The organism is Bradyrhizobium sp. 930_D9_N1_4, from assembly GCF_052076015.1.
Taxonomy (GTDB): domain Bacteria; phylum Pseudomonadota; class Alphaproteobacteria; order Rhizobiales; family Xanthobacteraceae; genus Bradyrhizobium.
The window spans coordinates 6,721,225-6,740,542 of the sequence record NZ_CP197236.1 but is presented as its reverse complement, the minus strand read 5'-3'; the positions used below and the strand labels follow the sequence as shown (position 1 = coordinate 6,740,542).

Sequence of the window (19,318 nt, the reverse complement as noted above, 5' to 3'; positions counted from 1 at the left end):
AGGCGCAGCCGGCTACCTGAAATGCGGGGGCTCGTCGTAGCCGCGGCGGCTGCTGAAAAACAGCAGCATCATCAGGCCGATACCCACGACGACGGCGAACCCGGCACCCAGGGCCAGCGCCAAATAGCCTTCCGCGGGGAGAGGCTCGCCTTCAATCGACATTGCCGAATAAGCGAAATAACCAGCCGCAACCAGCATTCCCAGAAGCAGTATGATGAGGAGTGTACGCATGGTGCGTTCTCCGGTTGTATCGGGGAACAAACGGTTGCATGCGGGAAGGTTCCGAATTCACGTACTGATTCGCGGGAAATATCGGGAAGGTGCCGCTAAACGACGGGGAATCGAAAGGTCAGGCACTCTGAGCCGTCTTCACCACGACGATCTTGCTCTCGTCGTGCTGTGGCGGAGCCGTATCCTGGACGGGCTTCTCGACCTCGCCGCAATGGCGCTTGAGATAGTCACGGCGCATGCCGACCTCGTCGCGGACGAACTCGTAGCCGAGCTTGAAGGTGTCGAGCCCGTCGGTACTGATCGTGCCGTCCCTGAGGCCGATGACGGCGCCGCGCAGAATGCCCTCCAATTCGTCCTGGAGACATTCGAGCTGATCGAGCGAATGGGCGTGCTCGATGCGTTCACCGATGTCGAGGACGGCGGTCGAAAGCTCGCCGGCCTTCTCCGGCGCGATGCGGGTGATCTTGGCGTAGATCGCGGCGAAGATCGAGCCGATGACACTGAGCGCGGCGGCGCCCAGATACATCAGGTCGCTGTACTTATCCATGAACGACTTGGTGTCGTCGTTGATGTAGTCGGCGGCGCCCTGATGCGCCATCACATAGGCGTCCTTCTCGACGGTGGCCGGCTCGATCCTCGAGGCAAAACCATTGTCGAGGCCGAGCGCGGACTTGTTCTCGTAGACGGTGCGCGCGAGCTCGCCCGCCGTGGCCGCCGACATCTTCGACTGCGTCACCAGCAGCCATTCGAGCCCGATGGTGTCGAGGTCGTCGTCGGGAATTTCCGGCGAGGCCGACAGCATGCCTGCCGTCAGCGTCTCGCTGGAAATGCCGGGAATCCTGCGCGCCAGCGCCTTGGCCTCGTCGATCGCATTCAATGTGAAGCCGCCGCGCTTGGCGACCTGCTCATAGCCCTTGTCCCGTACCGCCTTCGAGGCGTGGACGACGGCGATCACCGCGCCAAAACCGTTCGCCGGCGCAAACAGCTTGTCGAGTGTCATGCCTTGCGGCGCCATCTGGATCATCTTCGCGGCATCCGGACCGTCGGGGATGTCGAGAATGCTGCGCACGAAGGCGAGCGAAGAGTCGTTTGCGGCAACGACCGCGACCTTCTTCTTCTTCAGCTCGGCCAGCGATTTGATCTTCTTGTTGCCGGGACCGAGCAGCAGCACGAGATCGTGCTCGAGGATTGCGAGCGTGCGCGCGCGGAGCGGCACCTTGGCGTCGGTGCGCAGGACGGCGAGATCGGCCTGCTTGCGGTCGAACTGCGCGAGCGCCTTGGCGTTATCGGGGTTGTTGACGACCTTGATGCGGAAGCGCGAGGCGTTGTTCTTCAGCACGGCGGCGAGCTTGGCCGCGAACAGCGCCTCATCGCTGTTGGGGGCGCCGACCGCGAAGGTGAGCGTCTCCGAATTGTGCACCAGGGCACGACCGCCCCAGACGGTGGCGAGCGACAGCAGCAGGGTCAGCACGACGTAGAGAAAGACCTGCTGCTGATTGGTCTTGATCACCTTGGGGCGCCGTGGCGGCGGCTCTGATGGTGATGATGTGGGGCCTTCAGTACTCATGTCAGTACCCGTGTCAGTACTCATGGCAGCACCCTGGCCCAAGGTCCTGGGTGACGGGCGGCTCGCGAAGGTGATCGCGGCAGGCGCCCTGCAATTCCTAAACGTCTGAAAAAAGAACGATATTCTCTGCCGACAATGATAGCGCGCCGACACCGGAATGCAAAATTCGAGCCGGAGGTAACCTTACCTCATTCCGGCGCGGCGATTGGTCATCCTATCACCAGTTAGCCACAGTTGGCGATTTTCCGGTTCCCCCCGGCTGCATTCCGCCGCGGGAGATGTCATAAATCACACGTCCCGGCGATTTGACCGGTCCAAGAAGAAGTTGCGCTGAACGCTCCGATTTTTCATGTCACGTCAATGAGGGCGTCAGCTTTGTCGTTTCCACCCATGTCATCGGCGATTCCGGTTGAAGCGCTCATTGGCTGGATGCTGCTGCTAACCTTCAAGCACATCATCGCCGATTTCGTTCTCCAGACCGCCTGGATGGCACAAGGCAAGGACCAGAAGCACGGCTGGGCGTTGCCGCTCCTGGTGCATTGCCTGATTCACCTTGCGGTTGCGCTGCCCTTGATCCTGATCGTGGCGCCCAAATTCTGGTTCGTGGCGTTCATCGATTTCGTGATCCACATCACCATCGATCGCGCCAAGGGGCTGGTCTCCGCCAATTTCGGTGTCGACCTCCAGCATCCCTGGTTCTGGACCCTGATCGGCGTCGACCAGGCGCTGCACCATCTGACCGGGTTTGGTCTCTCCATTTTCATGGCGGCGAACTGAGGCTGGCTCTCGGCTGGCTGTTGGGCCTGCATGGTTCGAGACGGCGCTTCGCGCCTCCTCACCATGAGGGGATAGAGTCTTTCAGCAGAGGCAGTCCTCATCCTGAGGAGCCCGCCAAGGGCGGGCGTCTCGAAGGATGGCCACAAGCACGTCGCCAACCCGCCTACGACCCACCGCACCGCCTCCGATTCGCGGCCCACGCGCAAGGACCCCGGGTGACTACCGCCCAGGGTGGTTAACCTTTCATTAGAGAATTGCGCTGCATCTTCCGTGTCGAGGGAGAACTGCAATGTTTTCAAGCCGCGACGCCTTTGAAAGCGATTTCTGCCCGGTCCGCGACGAACTCCTTGGCGAGATGTATCGCGCCAATGAAAGCGGTCTGCCGAGGCTGGTTGAGACTGTTACTCCGGACGTCCGCGCCATGCTGGCGCTGTTCTGCTATCGCCGCAGCCATCTGCATTCGCTGGCCGTCGCGATCGCAGGCAGCTGCAACGAGCGCGATCTGATCGAGAATGGTGGCCGTGTCGGCTCGACGCTCTACGCGCTGTCGCGCGAAAGCTCGGCCAAATCGTCGCCGTCGCTGTCGGGTGGCCGCAAGCCGATCACGCTGTCGACCAAGCCGCTCTCGGTGCTCGCACCGATTGACGACGAGATCGACGACGAGATCGGCGAAGCCGTGCCGGCTTAAGCGACTTCTTGTCGGCGCATGATCTTGCCGGAAAACCGCTGCACACTTTTCCGGATCATGCGCTAACGATCGCAGGCAGTCCGAATTTCCGCCGCGCCATCGCGCATTCGGCGTCGCCCGGCATGCATGTGCGGCACACGTCAGGCCGCACCTGATAGATGCCGCAGGCGGTTTCCTTCCCGATCTCTCCACGCAACGCCGAGCATCGATCGCCCTCGCAGCGCATGCCGGATTGGCGTGTGTTGACCAGCGCTTCCGGAATCAGCGCCAGCTCCTCGTCGCTCTCGATCGAGAAACGCGGCCAGTTCTCCGAATAGCCGCAGCACGCGCCGCAACCCTGGCAGACGCTCGACAGATCGATGGGGGAGGTCTCTTCCATCGCGCTCAGGTATCCTTCACGTGTCCTTGGGCGGGCCCCAGACCAGGCTCTGCCGCCATCTTGCGCGCAGCACGTCGCGCCGCTCCGGGTATCTGTCGTCGAGATAGTTCGCATCCACCACGCGGTCGGTGCGGAAGCTGCGGAAGTCGCCGCGCAGCTCGCACCAGGCCGCGAGCAGGCGCACCGCTTCGAGATAGCCGACCGAGATCGGCCAGATCATGCGCTCGCTGGGGCGGCCCTGCTCGTCGCGATAGCGCAGCATGATCTTCTTGCCTTCGTGGATCTGGGTGCGCGTGCGCACCATGTCGAGCCGGTCAGGTTCCCTGTTCCAGCTCGGCCGCGCGCGGCTGGCCGGCTCCAGCACGAAGGGGCGCAGGCGCTCGGGCACGGTGTCGGCGATCTTGGCCATCAGATCTTCGGCCGCGCGCGCCAGCGCGGAATCGGCATGGCCGGCGACCCATTGCGCGCCCAGCACCGCCGCCTCGATCTCGTCGGGTGTCAGCATCAAGGGCGGCAGGTCGAAACCCTTCTCGAGAATGTAGCCCATGCCGGCTTCGCCGCGGATCGGCACGCGCTGGCCCATCAGTGTCGCGATGTCGCGATAGATGGTGCGTTTCGAGGTCTCGAGCTCGGCTGCGATCGCGTCCGCGGTCAGCGGCTTACGCGTGCGTCTCAGCACCTGGATGATTTGAAACAGCCGGTCGGCGCGTCTCATGACAATTCTCTTATCGGGGGCGGATCAGAAAGCGGCGCGCGACTGCTGACAGGATGTTGGCAGCAGGGGGGTTCTATACCGGGACAACACATCGACTGAAGAGGATTTGTCCATGATCATTCCAACCCATTTTGGCCCGGCCATTCCGATGTTGCGGGCACAGGCGTGGTCCGCGTCGGCGTTCGGCCGCCTCGTCTCACTCGATCTCATGGCCGTCGACCTCCGGTTTGCCCTCGCAAGCGTGGTGGCACGCTCGCTGTCCCAGGGGGCGGACGCGCTGGCCCGCAGTGTCATGGCCCGCGCCTGGCGAGGGGCCCGTTTCGCAGAAGATATCACGGCTGCTGCCACCATGGTGGCAGCAGCCGGTCACTAGTTTCCCCAACTTCGCAGGTTCAGGAGAGTTCGCATGATCACGCTTTACGGCTTTGGCGCCGGCTTCGGCCTGCCGGAAATCAGCCCCTTCGTCACCAAGACCGAGGTGCAGCTCAAGATGGCGGGACTGCCCTATCGGAAGGAGCGTGCGATGCCGCCCGCTTCGCCCAAGGGGCAACTGCCGTTCATCGACGATGGCGGCGAGGCGGTGGCCGATTCCACCTTCATCCGCGCCCATATCGAGCGCCGTTACGGCTTTGATTTCGACGCCGGCCTGTCGCTGGCCGAGCGCGCGCAGGCCTGGGCGTTCGAGCGCATGATCGAGCATCACGTCTATTTTGCGCTGGTCGGGGCGCGCTGGGTCGATCCGGTCAATTTCGCCAAGGGGCCCGCGCATTTCTTCGACGGCGCGCCGGAGCACACCCGCGAGAAGCTGCGCGAGGATGCGCAGTTCCGCGTCGCCGAGAATTATCTGCTCTCCGGCCTCGGCCGCCACGGGCCGGATGACGATGTCGATCTCGCCGTGCGGTCGCTGTTTGCGCTCTCGGTGCAGCTCGGCGACAAGGCCTATCTGATGGGCAACAGGCCCTGCGGTGTCGATGCCACCGCCTTCGGCGCGCTCGCCGGGATCCTGACGCCGTTCTTCGAATCCGGCCTGCGCCAGCGCGCCGAGGGATTTGCGAATCTCACGGCTTACGTCGATCGCATGATGGACGCGTATTATCCGGAGTTCGCCTGGATGCCGCAGCGGCAGGCGGCTTAGCGCTTGGTGTAGCCCCCGGGCTCGGTGCACCTCTCCCGCTTGCGGGAGAGGTCGACACGCTCGCAGAGCGTGGCGGGTGAGGGTTCTCTCCTCTGGGGGAATTTTTCCGCAAACCTCGAATGATCCCTACGCGGAGACACCCTCTCCCCATCCCTCTCCCGCAAGCCGGGAGAGGGGGCGCAGGACCCCACGGGGGGCAGCTTGCGATCAACCGCACAAACAAAAGAGCCGGCCCCAAGGGCCGGCTCTCGTCGTCTCAAACCTGTCGCCGCTTCTACTTCACCAGCGAATACTTGCCGTTCTTCACCGTGAGCAGGATGCGCGAGCGCTCGTCGAGGCCGTAGCGATCCTTTTCGGTGAAATTGTAGACGCCCTGGCTCGCCGCCATTTCCTTCTCCGACAGCAGCGCCTGGCGGATGGCTTCGCGGAATTCCGGCGTGCCGGGTTTTGCAGTCTTCAGCGCCGTCGGGATGACGCGCTTGAGGAGCTCGAAGGCGTCGTAGGAGTGACCTGCGAACTGGCTGCGGCTGTTCGGGCCGTACTTGGCTTCATAGGCCGCGTTGAGCGCGAGGCCGGGCTTCTTGGTCGCGGCTTCGTCCGGCTGGTCCTCGGGGTCCATCACCGGGCCCGAAGCCATCAGCACGCCTTCCGCCGCCTTACCGGCGATGCGGATGAAGTCCATGCTGGCAGCGCCGTGGGTCTGGTAGATCAGGCCCTGATAGCCGCGTTCGCGCAGCTCGGTCTGCGGCAGCGCGGCTGCGGTGCCGGAGGCGCCGACCAGGATCGCGTCGGGATTGGCGGCGACGAGCTTGAGCACCTGTCCGGTCACCGACGTATCGGGGCGCGCGAAGCGCTCCTCGTCGGCGATGGTCATGCCCATCGGTCCGGTCTGGGCCTTCAGATCGTTGAACCAGAGGTCGCCGTAGGAATCCGAATAGCCGATATAGCCGATCGTCTTCACGCCCTTCGACTTCATGTGGTCGTACAGCACCTTGCCCACGATCGGGATCGGCTGCGGCATCGCCACCGACCACTTCATGCGCTCCGGGGTGATCGGGAACGGCGCCAGGCCGAAATGCGGGATGCCGGCTTCATTGGCGACGTTGGAGACCGCGATCGTCGGCGGCGTCAGCGCCGAGCCCATGATGATGTCGGCCTTGGATTCGGTGACGAAGCGGCGGGCGTTGGTGGTCGCCGTGGTGGGATCGCCGCCGTCGTCGAGCACGATCACCTTCAGCGGCACGCCGCCGATTTCCTTGGGCACGAACTCCAGCGCGTTGCGCTCGGGAATGCCGAGCGCGGCACCCGGGCCGGTCGTGGTGGTGGTGATGCCGATGGTGACTTCGGCGGTCTGGGCCAGTGCGGGCAGGGCCGGCAGGGCAAGCGTCGCCGCCGTGATGGCGGCGGTCAGGTAAAAGCGTTTCATTTAATTCCTCCCTTGACGTGTTTCTTTGAAAGCAGAAATCGGGGGGTAATTCAGCCCCCTCTTTTGGTGATGCGGCGATTTAGCTCCGGATCTCGCTTCCCGTGAATTTGGCTATCATTTCCGCCGGGAATGGTGCCGATTTCAGTTTGTCGGGGTTAACGGGATCGCGGCCGACCAGGACGCGGGTCTCGAAACCTTCGATCGCCAGCGCCTCGCCCTTGTAGACGTTGTGCTTCACCTCGAAGCTCGAGCGCTTGATGCTCTCGATCTTCGTCTCGATGGTGATCCAGTCGCCATAGGTCGAGGGGATGTAGAATTTGGACCGCGTGTCGACCATGGGAATGCCCACCAGGCCGTATTTGCGGACCAGATCCTGCTTGGAGAAGCCGGCGACCTCGAACAGCGTCGAGGTCGAATCGTCGAACATCGCGAAATAGCGCGGGTAATAAACGATGTTGGCGGGGTCGCAGTCGCCCCACTGGATCTGGACGTCGCGCCGGTTCACGAACATGCGGCGTGCGTCCCTACTTCGGCGCCATGCGCAGTGAGCCGTCGAGGCGCACCACTTCGCCGTTGAGGTACGAATTCTCGACCATGTGCAGCGCGAGCGCGGCGAACTCGTCGGCGTGGCCGAGCCGGCGCGGGAACGGGATCGCGGCGGCAAGCGAGTCCTGCGCTTCCTGCGGCAGGTTGGCGAGCAGGGGCGTGAGGAACAGGCCGGGCGCGATGGTCAGCACGCGGACGCCGAACTGCGCGAGTTCGCGCGCGATCGGCAGTGTCATGCCGACGATGCCGCCCTTCGAGGCCGAATAGGCGGACTGGCCGATCTGACCGTCATAGGCGGCGACGGACGCCGTGTTGATGATGACGCCGCGCTCGCCGGTCGCTTGCGGCTCCAGCTTCGACATCTCGGTCGCGGCAAGGCGCAGCATGTTGAAAGTGCCGATCAAATTGACCTTGATCACCTTGTCGAAATCGGCGAGCGCCATCGGACCGTCGCGGCCGACGACGCGCTTTGCAACGCCGATGCCGGCGCAGTTCACCAGCACGCGCGGCGCGCCAAGAGCCTTGGTCGCCTGTGCGATCGCGGCTTCAGCGGAGGCGGCATCGGACACGTCGCAGGTCACGGCCACGCCCTTGATCTCGGCGGCAACGGATTCGGCAAGCTTGGCATTGAGGTCGAACACCGCGACCCTGGCGCCCTGCGCCGCCAGCTTTCGCGCGGTCGCAGCACCCAGTCCCGATGCACCGCCGGTGACGATGGCTGCCTGATCCTTCAACAACATGGCGTTCTCCTGGTGCGATGATTTCTTAGCCGACCGATATCACACGGTCCGATGGATTGGCAGCGTAGAGCTCGTCGATCAATGCGGTGCGATGCTCCAGCACCGCGCGCTGGTTGATCGAGCCCTTGTCGGTGACCTCACCCTTGTCGATCGACAGCGGCGAGTCCATCAGGATCGCGCGCGTGATCCGCGTCGAGGATCCCGTCGCCTGGCTGAGGAAACCGGTCAGGCGCTCGCGAAACGCTTCGCGCACCAGCCGGTCGCGGGTGGCGACGACGAGATCGTCGGTCGGCAGCGTCGGGTTGATCAGGCGGCAGCCGTCGAGGTCGAGCACGACGAGGGCAGAGACCTCGTCACGATTGATGCCGGCGATGACGACGTCGCGCACCAGTGGCGCGCAGGCCGCGGTGAGGCGGGCGCGCAGCGGCCCGACGCTGACCCAGGTGCCACTGCCGAGCTTGAAGTCCTCGCTGACGCGGCCGTCGAAGTCGAAGCCGGCGTTGAAATTATCGGGGTCGACGGGCTTGAGCGCATCGCCGAGCTTGTAAAAACCCTCCTCGTCGAAGGATTTCGCGGTTATGTCGTCCTGGCGCCAATAGCCGGGCATCACGTTCGGCCCCTTGCAGCGCACTTCCATCTTGCCGTTGTTCGGCACCAGCTTGGCGTCGTTGCCGGACACGGGAAGTCCGACATGGCCGGAGCGGCTGGTGCGCGGATTGACCGACATGAAGAACGGCGCGGTCTCGGTCGCGCCGAGGCCGGTCAGCATCGGCACGCGGTAGCCTTTTTCCTTCACCGCGAGCTCGTCGAGGCTGTTCCAGACGAACGGCGACAGCGCCGCACCCGAGAAGAACATCGCATGCAGCCTATCGAAGAATTTCGCGCGCAGGCCTTGGTCGTCGCGCAGATAGGGCAGCAGCGATTCATAGCCCTTCGGCACGTTGAAATACACCGTCGGCGAAATCTCCTGGAGATTGCGCACGGTCTCCTCGATGCCGCCGGGCACCGGCTTGCCGGCGTCCAGATACATCGAGCCGCCATTGTAGAGCGTCAGCCCGATATTGTGGTTGCCGCCAAAAGTGTGATTCCAGGGCAGCCAGTCGATGATGACGGGCGGCTCGTCCTTGAGGAAGGCGAGCGTCTCGCGCAGCATCACCTGGTTGGCGCAGATCATGCGCTGGGTGTTGATGACGGCCTTGGGATTGCCGGTCGAGCCCGAGGTCAGCAGGAACTTCGCGATCGTGTCGGGGCCGATCTCGCCGTGGACCGCGTCGAGATCGCTGTGGATCGGCGTCGCCATGAGGTCGGCGAGCAGGGTGACATCGCGGCCCGGCACTTGGCCGTAGGACGCCGCGATCTCGGTGCCGAGCGAAACATTGGCCGCGAGCGCATCCGCGAACTTGCCGGCGTCTTCCGCAAAGACGAGGCCGGGCGTCAGCAGCTTCATCAGGTAAGACAGCTTGCCGTAATCCTTCGACACCAGCGAATAGGCCGGCGACACCGGGCAGAACGGAATGCCGGCATAGAACGCGCCGAACGCGAGCAAAGCGTGGTCGATCGAATTGCCGGAGAGAATGACGACCGGCCGCTCCGCCGACAGGCCGCGCTTGATCAGGCTTGAGGCAATGTGCCGGCTCGCGGTGAGCAGCTCGGCATAGGTGATCTTGCGCCAGCCGCGGCCGCCTTCGCGCTCCGCCATGAAGATTCGGTCGGGCGTCGTCGCCGCCCAATGATGCAGGCGGTCGGTGATGCGGACGGGAAAGTCGCCGAGCGGCTGTCTCGGCCGCAGGTAAATCGTGCCGTCGTCGCGACGGTCGATGTCGATGACGGGATCACCGAACGAGATCGGCCGCAGCGGGAAAGTGCTCGCGCCGCGCTCCATGCTGGAAGAGGACGGCTGCGCGCTCATGATTTCGGCTTCACCTTGGCGGTCTTGTGCTCGAGAAATTCGCGGATCCTGCGCTTTGCTTCCTTGTCGCTCTGCGCGACCGTCGCCATCAGCGATTCCATCAGCAGGCCGGTCTGCGGATTGGCCTCCGCAATCATCGGCAGCGCCTGGATCACGGCGAAGTTCGTCAGCGGTGCGTTCGAGGCGACCTTGGTCGCAAGCTCCAGCGCCTTGCCAAGGCCGTTGCCGGTCTCGGTCAGATATTGCGCAAAGCCGTAGGAAGCGCCTTCGGTCGCGGTATAGACGCGGCCCGTCAGCATCATGTCCATCATCCGGGCGACCCCGATCAGCCGCGGCAGTCGCACCGAGCCGCCGCCGCCGACGAAGATGCCGCGCTGCCCCTCCGGCAGCGCAAAGTAGGTCGAGGGCTCGGCGACGCGGATGTGCGCGGCGCAGGCAAGCTCCAGCCCGCCACCGATCACCGCGCCTTTGAGCGCTGCGATCACGGGCACGCGGCTGTACTGGATGCGGTCGAACACCCGGTGCCACATTTGAGAATGCAAGAGGCCGCCGGTGGCGTCATGGTCCTGGAGCTCGGACAGGTCGAGGCCGCTGGAGAAATGATCGCCGATGCCATGGATCACGACCGCGCCGATGTCCTCGGGCAGGGACGCAAAACATTCGCCGATTTCGAGGATGATGCCGTCATTGAGCGCATTGCGCTTGGCCGGCCGGTTCAGACTCACGGTCAGAACCCGGTCCGCCCGCTCGATCCTCAAAAGCCCGGAGGCGCCCGCGTCAGCGGTCTCGGCGTTTCCCTGTGTCATTTGCGTCCTTATCAGAATAGTTATGTTGTATAACGAATTCTGAGGGAGTCAATATGGCTTGACCGCGGGGAAGCCGATGCATGGTCCCGCAAAAGGAGGACAGTCCGGGTGCAGAGCCTGTACCCGAATGCCGGATGCGGAAGATTGGGATGGATATTGCGGACGACGATGCCCTCCGGCCGCTACGCTGCCTTCGTTCCGCTTTGGGGCTGCGCCACGAGATTGATGCCCATGGCATGGAGAACTTTTATTACGGTGCCGAATTCGGGTTTGGCGTCGCCGCCGAGCGAGCGATACAAATTCTCACGGGATAGACCTGCCTTTTCGGCAATGGCGCCCATGCCCTGGGAGCGGGCTACCGCGCCGATGGCCATCGTTATTGCGGACGGATCGTCGGATTCGAAGGCTTCGGTGAGATAGGCCGCAACCATCTCGGGGCTGTCGAGGTACTCCGCAGCATCAAATGATTTCACCTTTGCCATCGCTCAGTCCTCCAATTCACTCGCGATCTTCCTCGCCAACGCGATGTCCCTTTGCTGAGAGCCTTTGTCACCGCCGCAAAGAAGAACGACGATCTCCTCGCCCCGCGGAACGTAGTAGATCCGGTATCCGGCGCCTTCATGGACTCTCATTTCGCTGATGCCACCTCCGACCGGCGCAACGTCTCCGGGATTGCCGAGCGCAAGGCGATCGATCCGGGCAAGGATTTTTGCCTTCGCTCTCCGGTCTCGCAGGTCTTTGAGCCAGTCAGAGAATTCGTCTGTTCTCTTGATCGTCGGCATTTGTAGCGTATACGCTACAACGGGCGCAATGTCAATGGATCCGCAGGCCTTATGGCGGCTCGCGACGCCTCACACCACCTGGTGCACGTCGATCACCACCCGATCCGCATGCCGCGCGGCCGAGCCGACAAAGATGTGCTCCATCAGCCAGCGGTACTTCGCGTGCCCGGTCTCGAATTTCGGCACGGTGCGGAAATAGATCAGCTTCGGATCGACCGGCTCGCCGCGCTTGAGCTTTTGCAAGAGCTCGACCGGGCCGAAGCGCATGCCCTTGTTCTCGACATAGACAACCGCGCCGTCGTCGGTCTCGAAGGCGTATTTGGCTTCGAGGTCGATCAGTTCGTTGGGGCGGATGGTCTGGAAGTCTGCGCCAAACGGCAGCACCTTGCCTGAGATCGCGCCCTTCACCTCGCCGCCGAGGATCGGAATGATGCGGCGGACACCGATGCCAGTCTCGCCGGCGGTGACGACGTCGCCGATTTCAGCGGTGATGGTGAAGACGTATTTGGTCTCCAGCGTCGGCGTGGTCATCGCTTCACCTCTCAATGCGCCATCATGCGTGTCGGCAGCCAGGTCGCCAGCAGCGGGAAGGCGATCAGGATCACGAGCCGCACGAGGTCGGTCGCGACGAACGGGATCACGCCTCTGAAGATGGTGGAGAAGGACACGTCCTTCACCACGCTTTTGATGACAAAGACGTTCATCCCCACCGGCGGATGGATCAGGCCGAGTTCGACGGTCATCACGATGATGATGCCGAACCAGATCGGATCGAAGCCGAGATGCGTGATCACGGGGAAGATGATCGGCACGGTCAGGATGATCATCGCCATGGCGTCCATCAGGCAGCCGAGCACGAGATACATCACCATGATCAGCGCCAGCACGCCGTAGGGGCCGAGGCCGAGGCCGGTCAAAAATTCCGTGACCTTCTGCGGGGTCTGCGTCACCGTGAGGAAATAGCCGAAGATCAGCGCGCCGATCAGCACGGTGAACACGGCCGCCGCGGTGCGGGTGGCCTGAAGCAGCGAAGCCAGGATCTTCTCGCGGTCGAGCCGGCCGGTGACGACGCCGATGATGAAGGCGCCCGCGGCGCCGACCCCGCCGGCTTCCGTCGGGGTGAAGCGGGGCAGGAAGGGCAGGCCGTAGAGGCCGCCGATCACGAACACGAACAGCAGCACCGGCGCCCAGATCTCCTTCAGTCCGGCGAAGCGCTCACGCCACGGCAACACCTTGCCCTTGGGCAGGAAGTCGGGGCGGAAATAACCGATCAGGAAGATCGTCATCATGTACATGCTCATCGCCAGCAGGCCCGGGATGATGCCGGCGATGAAGAGCTTGCCGATGTCCTGCTCGGTGATGATGCCGTAGACCGCGAGTACGGTGGAGGGCGGCAGCATGGCGCCCAGCGTGCCGCCCGCTGCGATCACGCCTGTCGCAAACGACTGCGGATAGCCGAAGCGGCGCATCTCGGGATAGGCGACGGCGGAGAAGGTCGCGGCGGTCGCAACCGACGAGCCGCAGATCGCGGCGAAGCCGCCGCAGGCGCCGACGGTGGCGATGCCGAGCCCGCCGCGCAGATGCCCGACGAAACCGTTGGCGGCGCGGAACAGCTCGCGGCTCATGCCGGAATTGCTGACGAAGGAGCCCATCAGCAAAAACATCGGGATGACGCCGAAAGTGTAGTCGGTGACCGTGCGCATCGAGGTCTGGCCGACAAGCTTCAGGGCCGCCGTCCCGTTGACGAGATAGGCGAAGCCGGTGACGCCGACGAGGCCCATGGCCATGCCGACCGGCACGCGCAACAGCATCAGGACGAAGAGGGAAACGAAGCCGAGTACGGCGACGGCATCGGTGCTCATGATTACTCCGTCGCCTTCAATTTGGGATCGTGCAAGTTCGAATCGTGAATGTCTTCGGGATGGAAGATCAGCCGGTAGGTGCGGATCGCGATCAGCAGCACGGCGCAGACGTCACCGACCCAGGCGACCGCGAAGAACGGCCAGGTCGGCATATGCATGTCGAAGGTCAGGACATTGTCGTTGTAGGTGCCGCGCACCTTGTCGAACAGCGTCCAGGTCTGCACGGTGACGACGAACAGCAGCACCAGGGTTGCGAACACGTCGATCCAGCGCTGATGGCGCGGCCCGACATTGCCCCAGACGAGGTCGACCGTGATGTGGGTGCCGCGATAGGAGGTTGCGGCGATGCCCCAGAAAATGAGGATGCCGAGCAGCATCCGGCCGATGTCGAAGCTGTCGGGAATCGAATAGTTCAACGTGTTGCGCAGCAGCACCGACAGGAAAATGTCGAGCGCGACGATGCCGACGAAGCCGGCCGCGATCCATTCGATCGAATCGATGACGCGGTCCATCCAGGAGCGCTTCATGGGTGTGTCCTGCGTGATGTCATTGATCGATCCTGATCCCCGCTGCCCACTTCGCCTCTCCCCGCTTGCGGGGAGAGGCCGGAATGCGCGCGTAAGCGCGGATTCCGGGTGAGGGGGACTCTCCGCGAGTCCAGCTGTCACTGTCCCCGCGGAGACTCCCCCTCACCCCAACCCTCTCCCCGCAGGCGGGGAGAGGGAGAAGAGGCGGCGTGCGCTCCTTACATCTCCGACCCGCTTGCAGAACAACGGCGGCGAGATGCTCCTCGCCGCCGTGCTCCTTCCGTCCCGGCGCTACTCCGCCAGCGCGTTGTACTTCTTCAGCGACGCCTTGAGCTCCGTCAGCGCGGCATCCGGATCGGCGCCGGCCTTCTTGGCGCCTTCGCCCCAGGTCTTGACCAGCGGATCGGCAGCCTTCTTCCAGGTGGCGGTCTGCTCGGCCGTCAGCTTGTAGACCTCGTGCCCCGCTTCCGCCTTCACCTTGTCGACGCCGGCGTCCTCGAACTTGCCCCAGTGCTCGCCGACCACGCCGGCCATCTCGGTCGAGCAGTTCTTGTCGATCGCGGCCTTCTGCTTGTCGGACATCGCATTGTACTTGTCCTTGTTCATCACGAACACGAAGGTCGTGACGTAGAGCGGCGCCTCCATGTGGTACTTCGTGACCTTGTCGATGCCGAACAGCACCAGCGAGCCCCAGGGGAAGGTGACGCCGTCGGCGACGCCGCGCTCGATGATGTCGCGCACTTCGGGCGCGGAGGACTGCACATTGGTCCCGCCGAGCGAGGTGACGAAGTTCGCCATGGTGGCGTGCGCCGGGCGGATCTTCATACCCTTCACGTCCTCCGGAACCACGATCTTCTTGGTCTTGGAATGGAAGGAGGAGGGCGAGTGGACGAAGGCGAGGCAGTATTTGACGTCCTTCATCTCCTTCTCGGCATATTTGCGGTACCAGGCATCCAGGCCCATCGATCCGCCCTTGGCGTCCGAGACCAGGAACGGCAATTCGCCGGCGCCGATGATCGGGAAGCGGCCGGGCTGGTAACCGGGATTGACATAGGTAACGTCGGCGATGCCGTCGCGCGCCATGTCGTAATGGTCGAAAGCCTTGCCGAGTTGCTGGGCCGGAAACACCTTGCCCGTGATGGTGCCGCCGGAATCCTTGTTCACCGCGGCCACCCAGTCTTCCAGGGACTTTTGCAGCGGGTGCGACGCCGGCACCCAATGCGAAACCTTCAAATCGAAGGTCTTGTCCTGCGCCAAGGCAGGGCTCACGCTCGCTGCCAGCAGCAGCGCCAGACAGGCTTTCCTCATCACGCGTCTCTCCCTCTTTTCGACGGCGGGCTTCGTTGGCCCGGCCTCATTAATTAACATGTTATCTAATTGGCCGGCGGGTTCAAGCCGGAACTGGCGCGGCGTGCCGCCGCGTCGTCTACGTCAGCCATGTTGCAAGGATTTGTCGCTGTGAGCGGCGACGCGCACTCCCCCTTTTGCCCAACCGTTATATGATATAATTATCGTGCGCGGATGACCGCGACAAGCGCGCCGCGACGAAAGCCTACAGGATCGGGAGGAGCAAGTATTGCGGACAAAAGTCGCAATCATCGGGGCCGGGCCGGCCGGATTGTTGCTTGGGCAACTTCTGCACCAGTACGGCATCGACAATCTCATCCTCGAACGGCAGAGCCCGGATTACGTGCTCGGGCGCATCCGCGCCGGCCTGCTGGAGGAAGGAACCGTCGGACTGCTCGACCAGATCGGCGCCGGCGCGCGGGCGCATGCCGAAGGGCTGGTGCATGAAGGCATCGAGCTCGCCTTTGCCGGCCGCCGTCATCGCATCGACATGAAGGCTGCGACCGGCAAGACGGTCATGATCTACGGCCAGACCGAGGTCACGCTCGACCTGATGAATGCCCGCAAGGCGGCCGGCCTCACCACCGTCTATGAGGCCAGGGACGTGCAGCCGCACGATTTCGACGGTGCTTACCCGCGCGCCACTTACGTCAAGGACGGCGTCACCCACACGCTCGATTGCGACTTCATCGCCGGCTGCGATGGCTTTCACGGCATCAGCCGCGCCAGCGTCCCGGCTGCGTCGATCGAGGAATTCGAGCGGGTCTATCCGTTCGGCTGGCTCGGCATCTTGTCCGAGACGCCGCCGGTCAGCCATGAGCTGATCTATTCCAACCACACCCGCGGCTTTGCGCTCTGCACGATGCGCTCGATGAAGCGCAGCCGGCATTATTTGCAGTGCTCGCTCGACGACCATGTCGATCAATGGCCGGACGACCGCTTCTGGGACGAGCTGAAGCGCCGGCTCGACCAGGAAGCCGCCGACAGCCTGATCACCGGTCCCTCGATCGAGAAGAGCATCGCGCCGTTGCGCAGCTTCGTTGCCGAACCGATGCGCTTCGGCAGGATGTTCTTGTGCGGCGATGCCGCCCATATCGTGCCGCCGACCGGTGCCAAGGGCCTGAACCTCGCCGCCAGCGACGCGCATTATCTGTCGGGCGCGCTGCGCGAATTCTACGACGAGAAATCGAACGCCGGCATCGACGCCTATTCCGCCAAGGCGCTGGCGCGCGTCTGGAAGGCCGTGCGGTTCTCCTGGTGGATGACCTCGATGCTGCACAAATTCCCGGACAACGGCAGCATCGGCGCCCGGATCCAGGTCGCCGAGCTCGATTACGTCACGCAGTCGCAGGCGGCGATGACGTCGCTGTCGGAGAATTACGTGGGGTTGCCGTTTTGATTCTCGCTGTCATGCCCCGCGAAGGCGGGGCATCCAGTACGCCGCGGCCCATCGATTGAACCACAACCGTCTCGGAATACTGGATCGCCCGCCTTCGCGGGCGATGACAGTTGTGGTGAGGCGGCGCCACCGCCCGTTTCAAACACCCGCGCAAATCCCGTTTAAAACTTTGTAGGCGGTGAAACTGTCATCCACATCGCGTTCAATGCCGGCAACCCGCAACGCGAGATCCCCATGACCGACACCAATATCCCCGCCGGCTTCGAACCGCTGTTTCGCAAGAGCCCGCTCACCGAGCCCTGGGAGCCGCTTTATGCGAAGAACACCGACAAGGCCGTCATCATCGGCCTGCGGCTGGCCAAGCCCCATACCAACGGCCGTGGCCTGATTCATGGCGGTCTCATCACGGCGCTCGCCGACAACGCCATGGGCTATAGCTGCGCGCTTGTGACGAACTGGACCACGTCGTTCGTGACGGTCTCGCTCTCGGTCGATTTCGTCGGCTCCGCCGAGATCGGCCAGTGGTGTTCGATCGAGAGCGACGTGATCAGGACCGGCAAGACGATCTGCTTCGCGCAGTGCCTGATCAGGGCCGACGACGCCGTAATCGCGCGGGCGAGCGGGACGTTTCGGGTGGTGCCGAAGAAGGGGTGACGTGCTCGCTCTTTCGTGTCCCGGACGCGGTCCGGCGCGAAGTGCCGCTCCGCAGAGCCGGGACCCATCTATCCGAACCATCTTCTTGGCTTTCTGGGCCCCGGCTCTGCATCGCATCACTACGTGCTGCGATGCGTCCGGGGCACGAGACCTACCCGAACTTCCACGCCGCCGTCTCCACCACGAGATCGATGAACGCGCGCACCTTCGCCGAGAGCAGGCGTGAGGTCGGGTAGACGATGTGGATCGGCAGCGCCGGCTGCTCGTATTTCGCCAGCACGATTTTCAGCCGTCCGCGCTTCAGCCCTTCGGCGGCCTGATAGGCCAGCACCCGCGTCACGCCGCCGCCGGCTTCGGCATATTGCAGCGCTGCATCGGCGCTGTTGCTGGTGAAACGCGGCGTCGGCGTTATCTCGATCTCCTGGCCGTCGCGCAGGAAGCGCCACGCGATCGAAGGGCCGAACAGGATGGTCTGATGTTCCAGCAAGTCCTCCGGCGTCTTCGGCTCGCCATGACGCTTGAGATATCCAGGTGTCGCCACCACGATCCGCCGCATCTCGCCGACCTGGCGCGCGACCAGCGAGGAGTCGGCGAGATGGCCGATCCGCACGGCGGCGTCGACCGCGTCCTCGACGAGGTTGACGAGGTTATCGGATAGTCTGAGTTCGCAGGCCACCTCGGGATAGCGCTTGAGATAGTCCGTCATGACAGGCCCGACATGCAGCCGGCCGAAGCCGACCGGCGCCGAAATCACCAGCCGTCCGCTCGGCCGGTTGCGCTCCTCGCGCGCCGAGCCGTCGGCCTCTTCGACATCGGCGAGGATGCGGCGTGCCCGCTCCAGATAACGCGTGCCGACGTCGGTGAGCCTCACCTGCCGCGTGGTCCGCTGCAGCAGCCGGGCGCCGAGATGCTCCTCCAGCGCCGCGATCAGCCGCGTCACCGCCGAGGGCGACAGCCGCAGCTTGCGCGCGGCAGGCGCAAACCCGCGCAGATCGGCGACGGTGACGAAGACATGCATGGCTTCAAGGCGGTCCATGGGGATTATTGCATATATTGCAATGATGAAGTGTCAAGCGGCTAGATTGTTTTAGCGGCGGGAAGGTCCATCTTACCTGGCGAAAGACGCAGCATTGCGCCGGGATTCCAGGAGATATTCCGATGACCGCAGTTCACACCTACGCCAGCGATGTCGCCTTCTCGCCGGCGGTGAAATCGATCCAGACCCGAAAGGGATCGCGCGAGGGCTACGCCCATGCCGAGCAGAAGGGATGGCGCACCGAGGTCGATGAGAACCTCGCGGCGTTCCTGGCTGACGCCAACAGCTTCTATTTTGCGACGGCCTCGGCCGATGGCCAGCCTTACATCCAGCATCGCGGTGGTCCGAAGGGCTTCCTGAAGGTGCTGGACAAGCAGACGCTGGCCTTCACCGACTACGCCGGCAACCGGCAATACGTCACGCAGGGAAACCTGTCGGAGAACCCCAAGGCGTACATCTTCGTGATGGATTACGCCCATCGCCGCAGGGTGAAGATCTGGGGCGAAGCGAGCGTGGTCGAGGACGATGACGCGCTGACCTCGTCGCTGATGCCGAAGGGCTATCGCGCCCGGCCGGAACAGGCGATCCTGTTCAAGATCGCGGCGTGGGACACCAACTGCCCGCAGCACATCCCGCAGAAGTTCGACGCGGGCGACGTCGCAGCAGCTCTGGCGTCACGGGATCAGCGGATCGTTGAGCTGGAAGCGGAGGTCGCAGCGCTGAAGGGGGAGAAGGCGGCGGGGCTTTAGGCGCAGATCTCGCTGCGTTCTTCGCTGTCATGCCCCGCGCAGG

The 19,318-nt window shown here is 63.7% G+C and carries 23 protein-coding genes; 7 read left to right on the top strand and 16 right to left on the bottom strand.

Going from position 1 to position 19,318, the window contains the following annotated elements:
* Positions 1 to 12 precede the first annotated feature (12 nt).
* Together AB7532_RS32050 and AB7532_RS32045 are read right to left on the bottom strand one after the other, a co-directional pair.
* Entirely contained in the window at positions 13 to 231 is a 219-nt protein-coding gene (locus AB7532_RS32050; RefSeq protein WP_441238656.1) for a hypothetical protein, read from the bottom strand.
* Positions 232 to 349: 118 nt separating this feature from the next.
* Entirely contained in the window at positions 350 to 1,798 is a 1,449-nt protein-coding gene (locus AB7532_RS32045; RefSeq protein ID WP_441238655.1) for a TAXI family TRAP transporter solute-binding subunit, read from the bottom strand.
* Between the two features lie 429 nt (positions 1,799 to 2,227).
* On the opposite strand from AB7532_RS32045, the gene AB7532_RS32040 reads away from it, so the two are divergent.
* Both AB7532_RS32040 and AB7532_RS32035 read left to right on the top strand, forming a co-directional pair.
* Positions 2,228 to 2,575, top strand: a complete 348-nt coding sequence (locus AB7532_RS32040; RefSeq protein WP_441239396.1) for a DUF3307 domain-containing protein — start codon at positions 2,228 to 2,230, stop codon at positions 2,573 to 2,575.
* 289 nt (positions 2,576 to 2,864) lie between these two features.
* Positions 2,865 to 3,263 carry a hypothetical protein gene (locus AB7532_RS32035; protein ID WP_441238654.1) on the top strand — a complete coding sequence of 133 codons (399 nt, stop codon included), beginning with the start codon at positions 2,865 to 2,867 and terminating at the stop codon, positions 3,261 to 3,263.
* 55 nt (positions 3,264 to 3,318) lie between these two features.
* On the opposite strand, the gene AB7532_RS32030 is transcribed toward AB7532_RS32035, so the two are convergent.
* Positions 3,319 to 3,642: a YkgJ family cysteine cluster protein gene (locus AB7532_RS32030; RefSeq protein ID WP_441238653.1), complete on the bottom strand. Its 324-nt coding sequence runs from the start codon at positions 3,640 to 3,642 to the stop codon at positions 3,319 to 3,321.
* A gap of 16 nt (positions 3,643 to 3,658) precedes the next feature.
* Positions 3,659 to 4,357 carry a helix-turn-helix transcriptional regulator gene (locus AB7532_RS32025; protein ID WP_441238652.1) on the bottom strand — a complete coding sequence of 233 codons (699 nt, stop codon included), beginning with the start codon at positions 4,355 to 4,357 and terminating at the stop codon, positions 3,659 to 3,661.
* Positions 4,358 to 4,469: 112 nt separating this feature from the next.
* Between AB7532_RS32025 and AB7532_RS32020 the strand changes: the two genes are divergently transcribed.
* Both AB7532_RS32020 and AB7532_RS32015 read left to right on the top strand, forming a co-directional pair.
* Entirely contained in the window at positions 4,470 to 4,730 is a 261-nt protein-coding gene (locus AB7532_RS32020; RefSeq protein ID WP_441238651.1) for a hypothetical protein, read from the top strand.
* A gap of 33 nt (positions 4,731 to 4,763) precedes the next feature.
* A complete protein-coding gene (locus tag AB7532_RS32015; RefSeq protein WP_441238650.1) occupies positions 4,764 to 5,492 on the top strand; it encodes a glutathione S-transferase family protein in 729 nt (242 codons plus the stop codon).
* 274 nt (positions 5,493 to 5,766) lie between these two features.
* Here AB7532_RS32015 and AB7532_RS32010 read toward each other — a convergent pair whose 3' ends face one another.
* From AB7532_RS32010 to AB7532_RS31960, 11 genes are all read right to left on the bottom strand, one after another.
* Positions 5,767 to 6,918, bottom strand: coding sequence for an ABC transporter substrate-binding protein (locus AB7532_RS32010; RefSeq protein ID WP_441238649.1), 1,152 nt, complete (start codon positions 6,916 to 6,918; stop codon positions 5,767 to 5,769).
* A 79-nt stretch (positions 6,919 to 6,997) separates the two neighbouring features.
* Positions 6,998 to 7,429 carry an acyl-CoA thioesterase gene (locus tag AB7532_RS32005; protein WP_441238648.1) on the bottom strand — a complete coding sequence of 144 codons (432 nt, stop codon included), beginning with the start codon at positions 7,427 to 7,429 and terminating at the stop codon, positions 6,998 to 7,000.
* A gap of 13 nt (positions 7,430 to 7,442) precedes the next feature.
* Entirely contained in the window at positions 7,443 to 8,204 is a 762-nt protein-coding gene (locus AB7532_RS32000) for an SDR family NAD(P)-dependent oxidoreductase (protein WP_441238647.1), read from the bottom strand.
* Positions 8,205 to 8,229: 25 nt separating this feature from the next.
* On the bottom strand, positions 8,230 to 10,113 hold the full coding sequence (locus tag AB7532_RS31995) for a feruloyl-CoA synthase (protein ID WP_441238646.1): 1,884 nt from the start codon (positions 10,111 to 10,113) through the stop codon (positions 8,230 to 8,232).
* Complete coding sequence (locus AB7532_RS31990) at positions 10,110 to 10,919, bottom strand: crotonase/enoyl-CoA hydratase family protein (protein ID WP_441238645.1); 810 nt, start codon at positions 10,917 to 10,919, stop codon at positions 10,110 to 10,112. Before AB7532_RS31990 ends, AB7532_RS31995 begins: the two co-directional genes overlap by 4 nt.
* A gap of 182 nt (positions 10,920 to 11,101) precedes the next feature.
* Complete coding sequence (locus AB7532_RS31985; RefSeq protein ID WP_441238644.1) at positions 11,102 to 11,401, bottom strand: addiction module antidote protein; 300 nt, start codon at positions 11,399 to 11,401, stop codon at positions 11,102 to 11,104.
* Positions 11,402 to 11,404: 3 nt separating this feature from the next.
* Positions 11,405 to 11,701 (bottom strand): type II toxin-antitoxin system RelE/ParE family toxin, encoded by a 297-nt coding sequence (locus tag AB7532_RS31980; RefSeq protein ID WP_441238643.1) that lies wholly within the window; start codon positions 11,699 to 11,701, stop codon positions 11,405 to 11,407.
* Between the two features lie 69 nt (positions 11,702 to 11,770).
* A complete protein-coding gene (locus tag AB7532_RS31975) occupies positions 11,771 to 12,232 on the bottom strand; it encodes a DUF3237 domain-containing protein (protein WP_441238642.1) in 462 nt (153 codons plus the stop codon).
* Positions 12,233 to 12,243: 11 nt separating this feature from the next.
* Complete coding sequence (locus AB7532_RS31970; RefSeq protein ID WP_441238641.1) at positions 12,244 to 13,563, bottom strand: TRAP transporter large permease; 1,320 nt, start codon at positions 13,561 to 13,563, stop codon at positions 12,244 to 12,246.
* A 2-nt stretch (positions 13,564 to 13,565) separates the two neighbouring features.
* Positions 13,566 to 14,090: a TRAP transporter small permease gene (locus AB7532_RS31965; protein ID WP_441238640.1), complete on the bottom strand. Its 525-nt coding sequence runs from the start codon at positions 14,088 to 14,090 to the stop codon at positions 13,566 to 13,568.
* 291 nt (positions 14,091 to 14,381) lie between these two features.
* A complete protein-coding gene (locus AB7532_RS31960; protein WP_441238639.1) occupies positions 14,382 to 15,398 on the bottom strand; it encodes a TRAP transporter substrate-binding protein in 1,017 nt (338 codons plus the stop codon).
* 268 nt (positions 15,399 to 15,666) lie between these two features.
* Here AB7532_RS31960 and pobA point away from each other — a divergent pair, with 268 nt between their 5' ends.
* Positions 15,667 to 16,836 (top strand): 4-hydroxybenzoate 3-monooxygenase, encoded by a 1,170-nt coding sequence (pobA, locus tag AB7532_RS31955; protein WP_441238638.1) that lies wholly within the window; start codon positions 15,667 to 15,669, stop codon positions 16,834 to 16,836.
* 234 nt (positions 16,837 to 17,070) lie between these two features.
* Entirely contained in the window at positions 17,071 to 17,490 is a 420-nt protein-coding gene (locus AB7532_RS31950; RefSeq protein ID WP_441238637.1) for a PaaI family thioesterase, read from the top strand.
* A 151-nt stretch (positions 17,491 to 17,641) separates the two neighbouring features.
* Here AB7532_RS31950 and AB7532_RS31945 read toward each other — a convergent pair whose 3' ends face one another.
* Positions 17,642 to 18,526: a LysR family transcriptional regulator gene (locus AB7532_RS31945; RefSeq protein ID WP_441238636.1), complete on the bottom strand. Its 885-nt coding sequence runs from the start codon at positions 18,524 to 18,526 to the stop codon at positions 17,642 to 17,644.
* Between the two features lie 122 nt (positions 18,527 to 18,648).
* Between AB7532_RS31945 and AB7532_RS31940 the strand changes: the two genes are divergently transcribed.
* Positions 18,649 to 19,275 carry a pyridoxamine 5'-phosphate oxidase family protein gene (locus AB7532_RS31940; protein ID WP_441238635.1) on the top strand — a complete coding sequence of 209 codons (627 nt, stop codon included), beginning with the start codon at positions 18,649 to 18,651 and terminating at the stop codon, positions 19,273 to 19,275.
* Positions 19,276 to 19,318 lie beyond the last annotated feature (43 nt).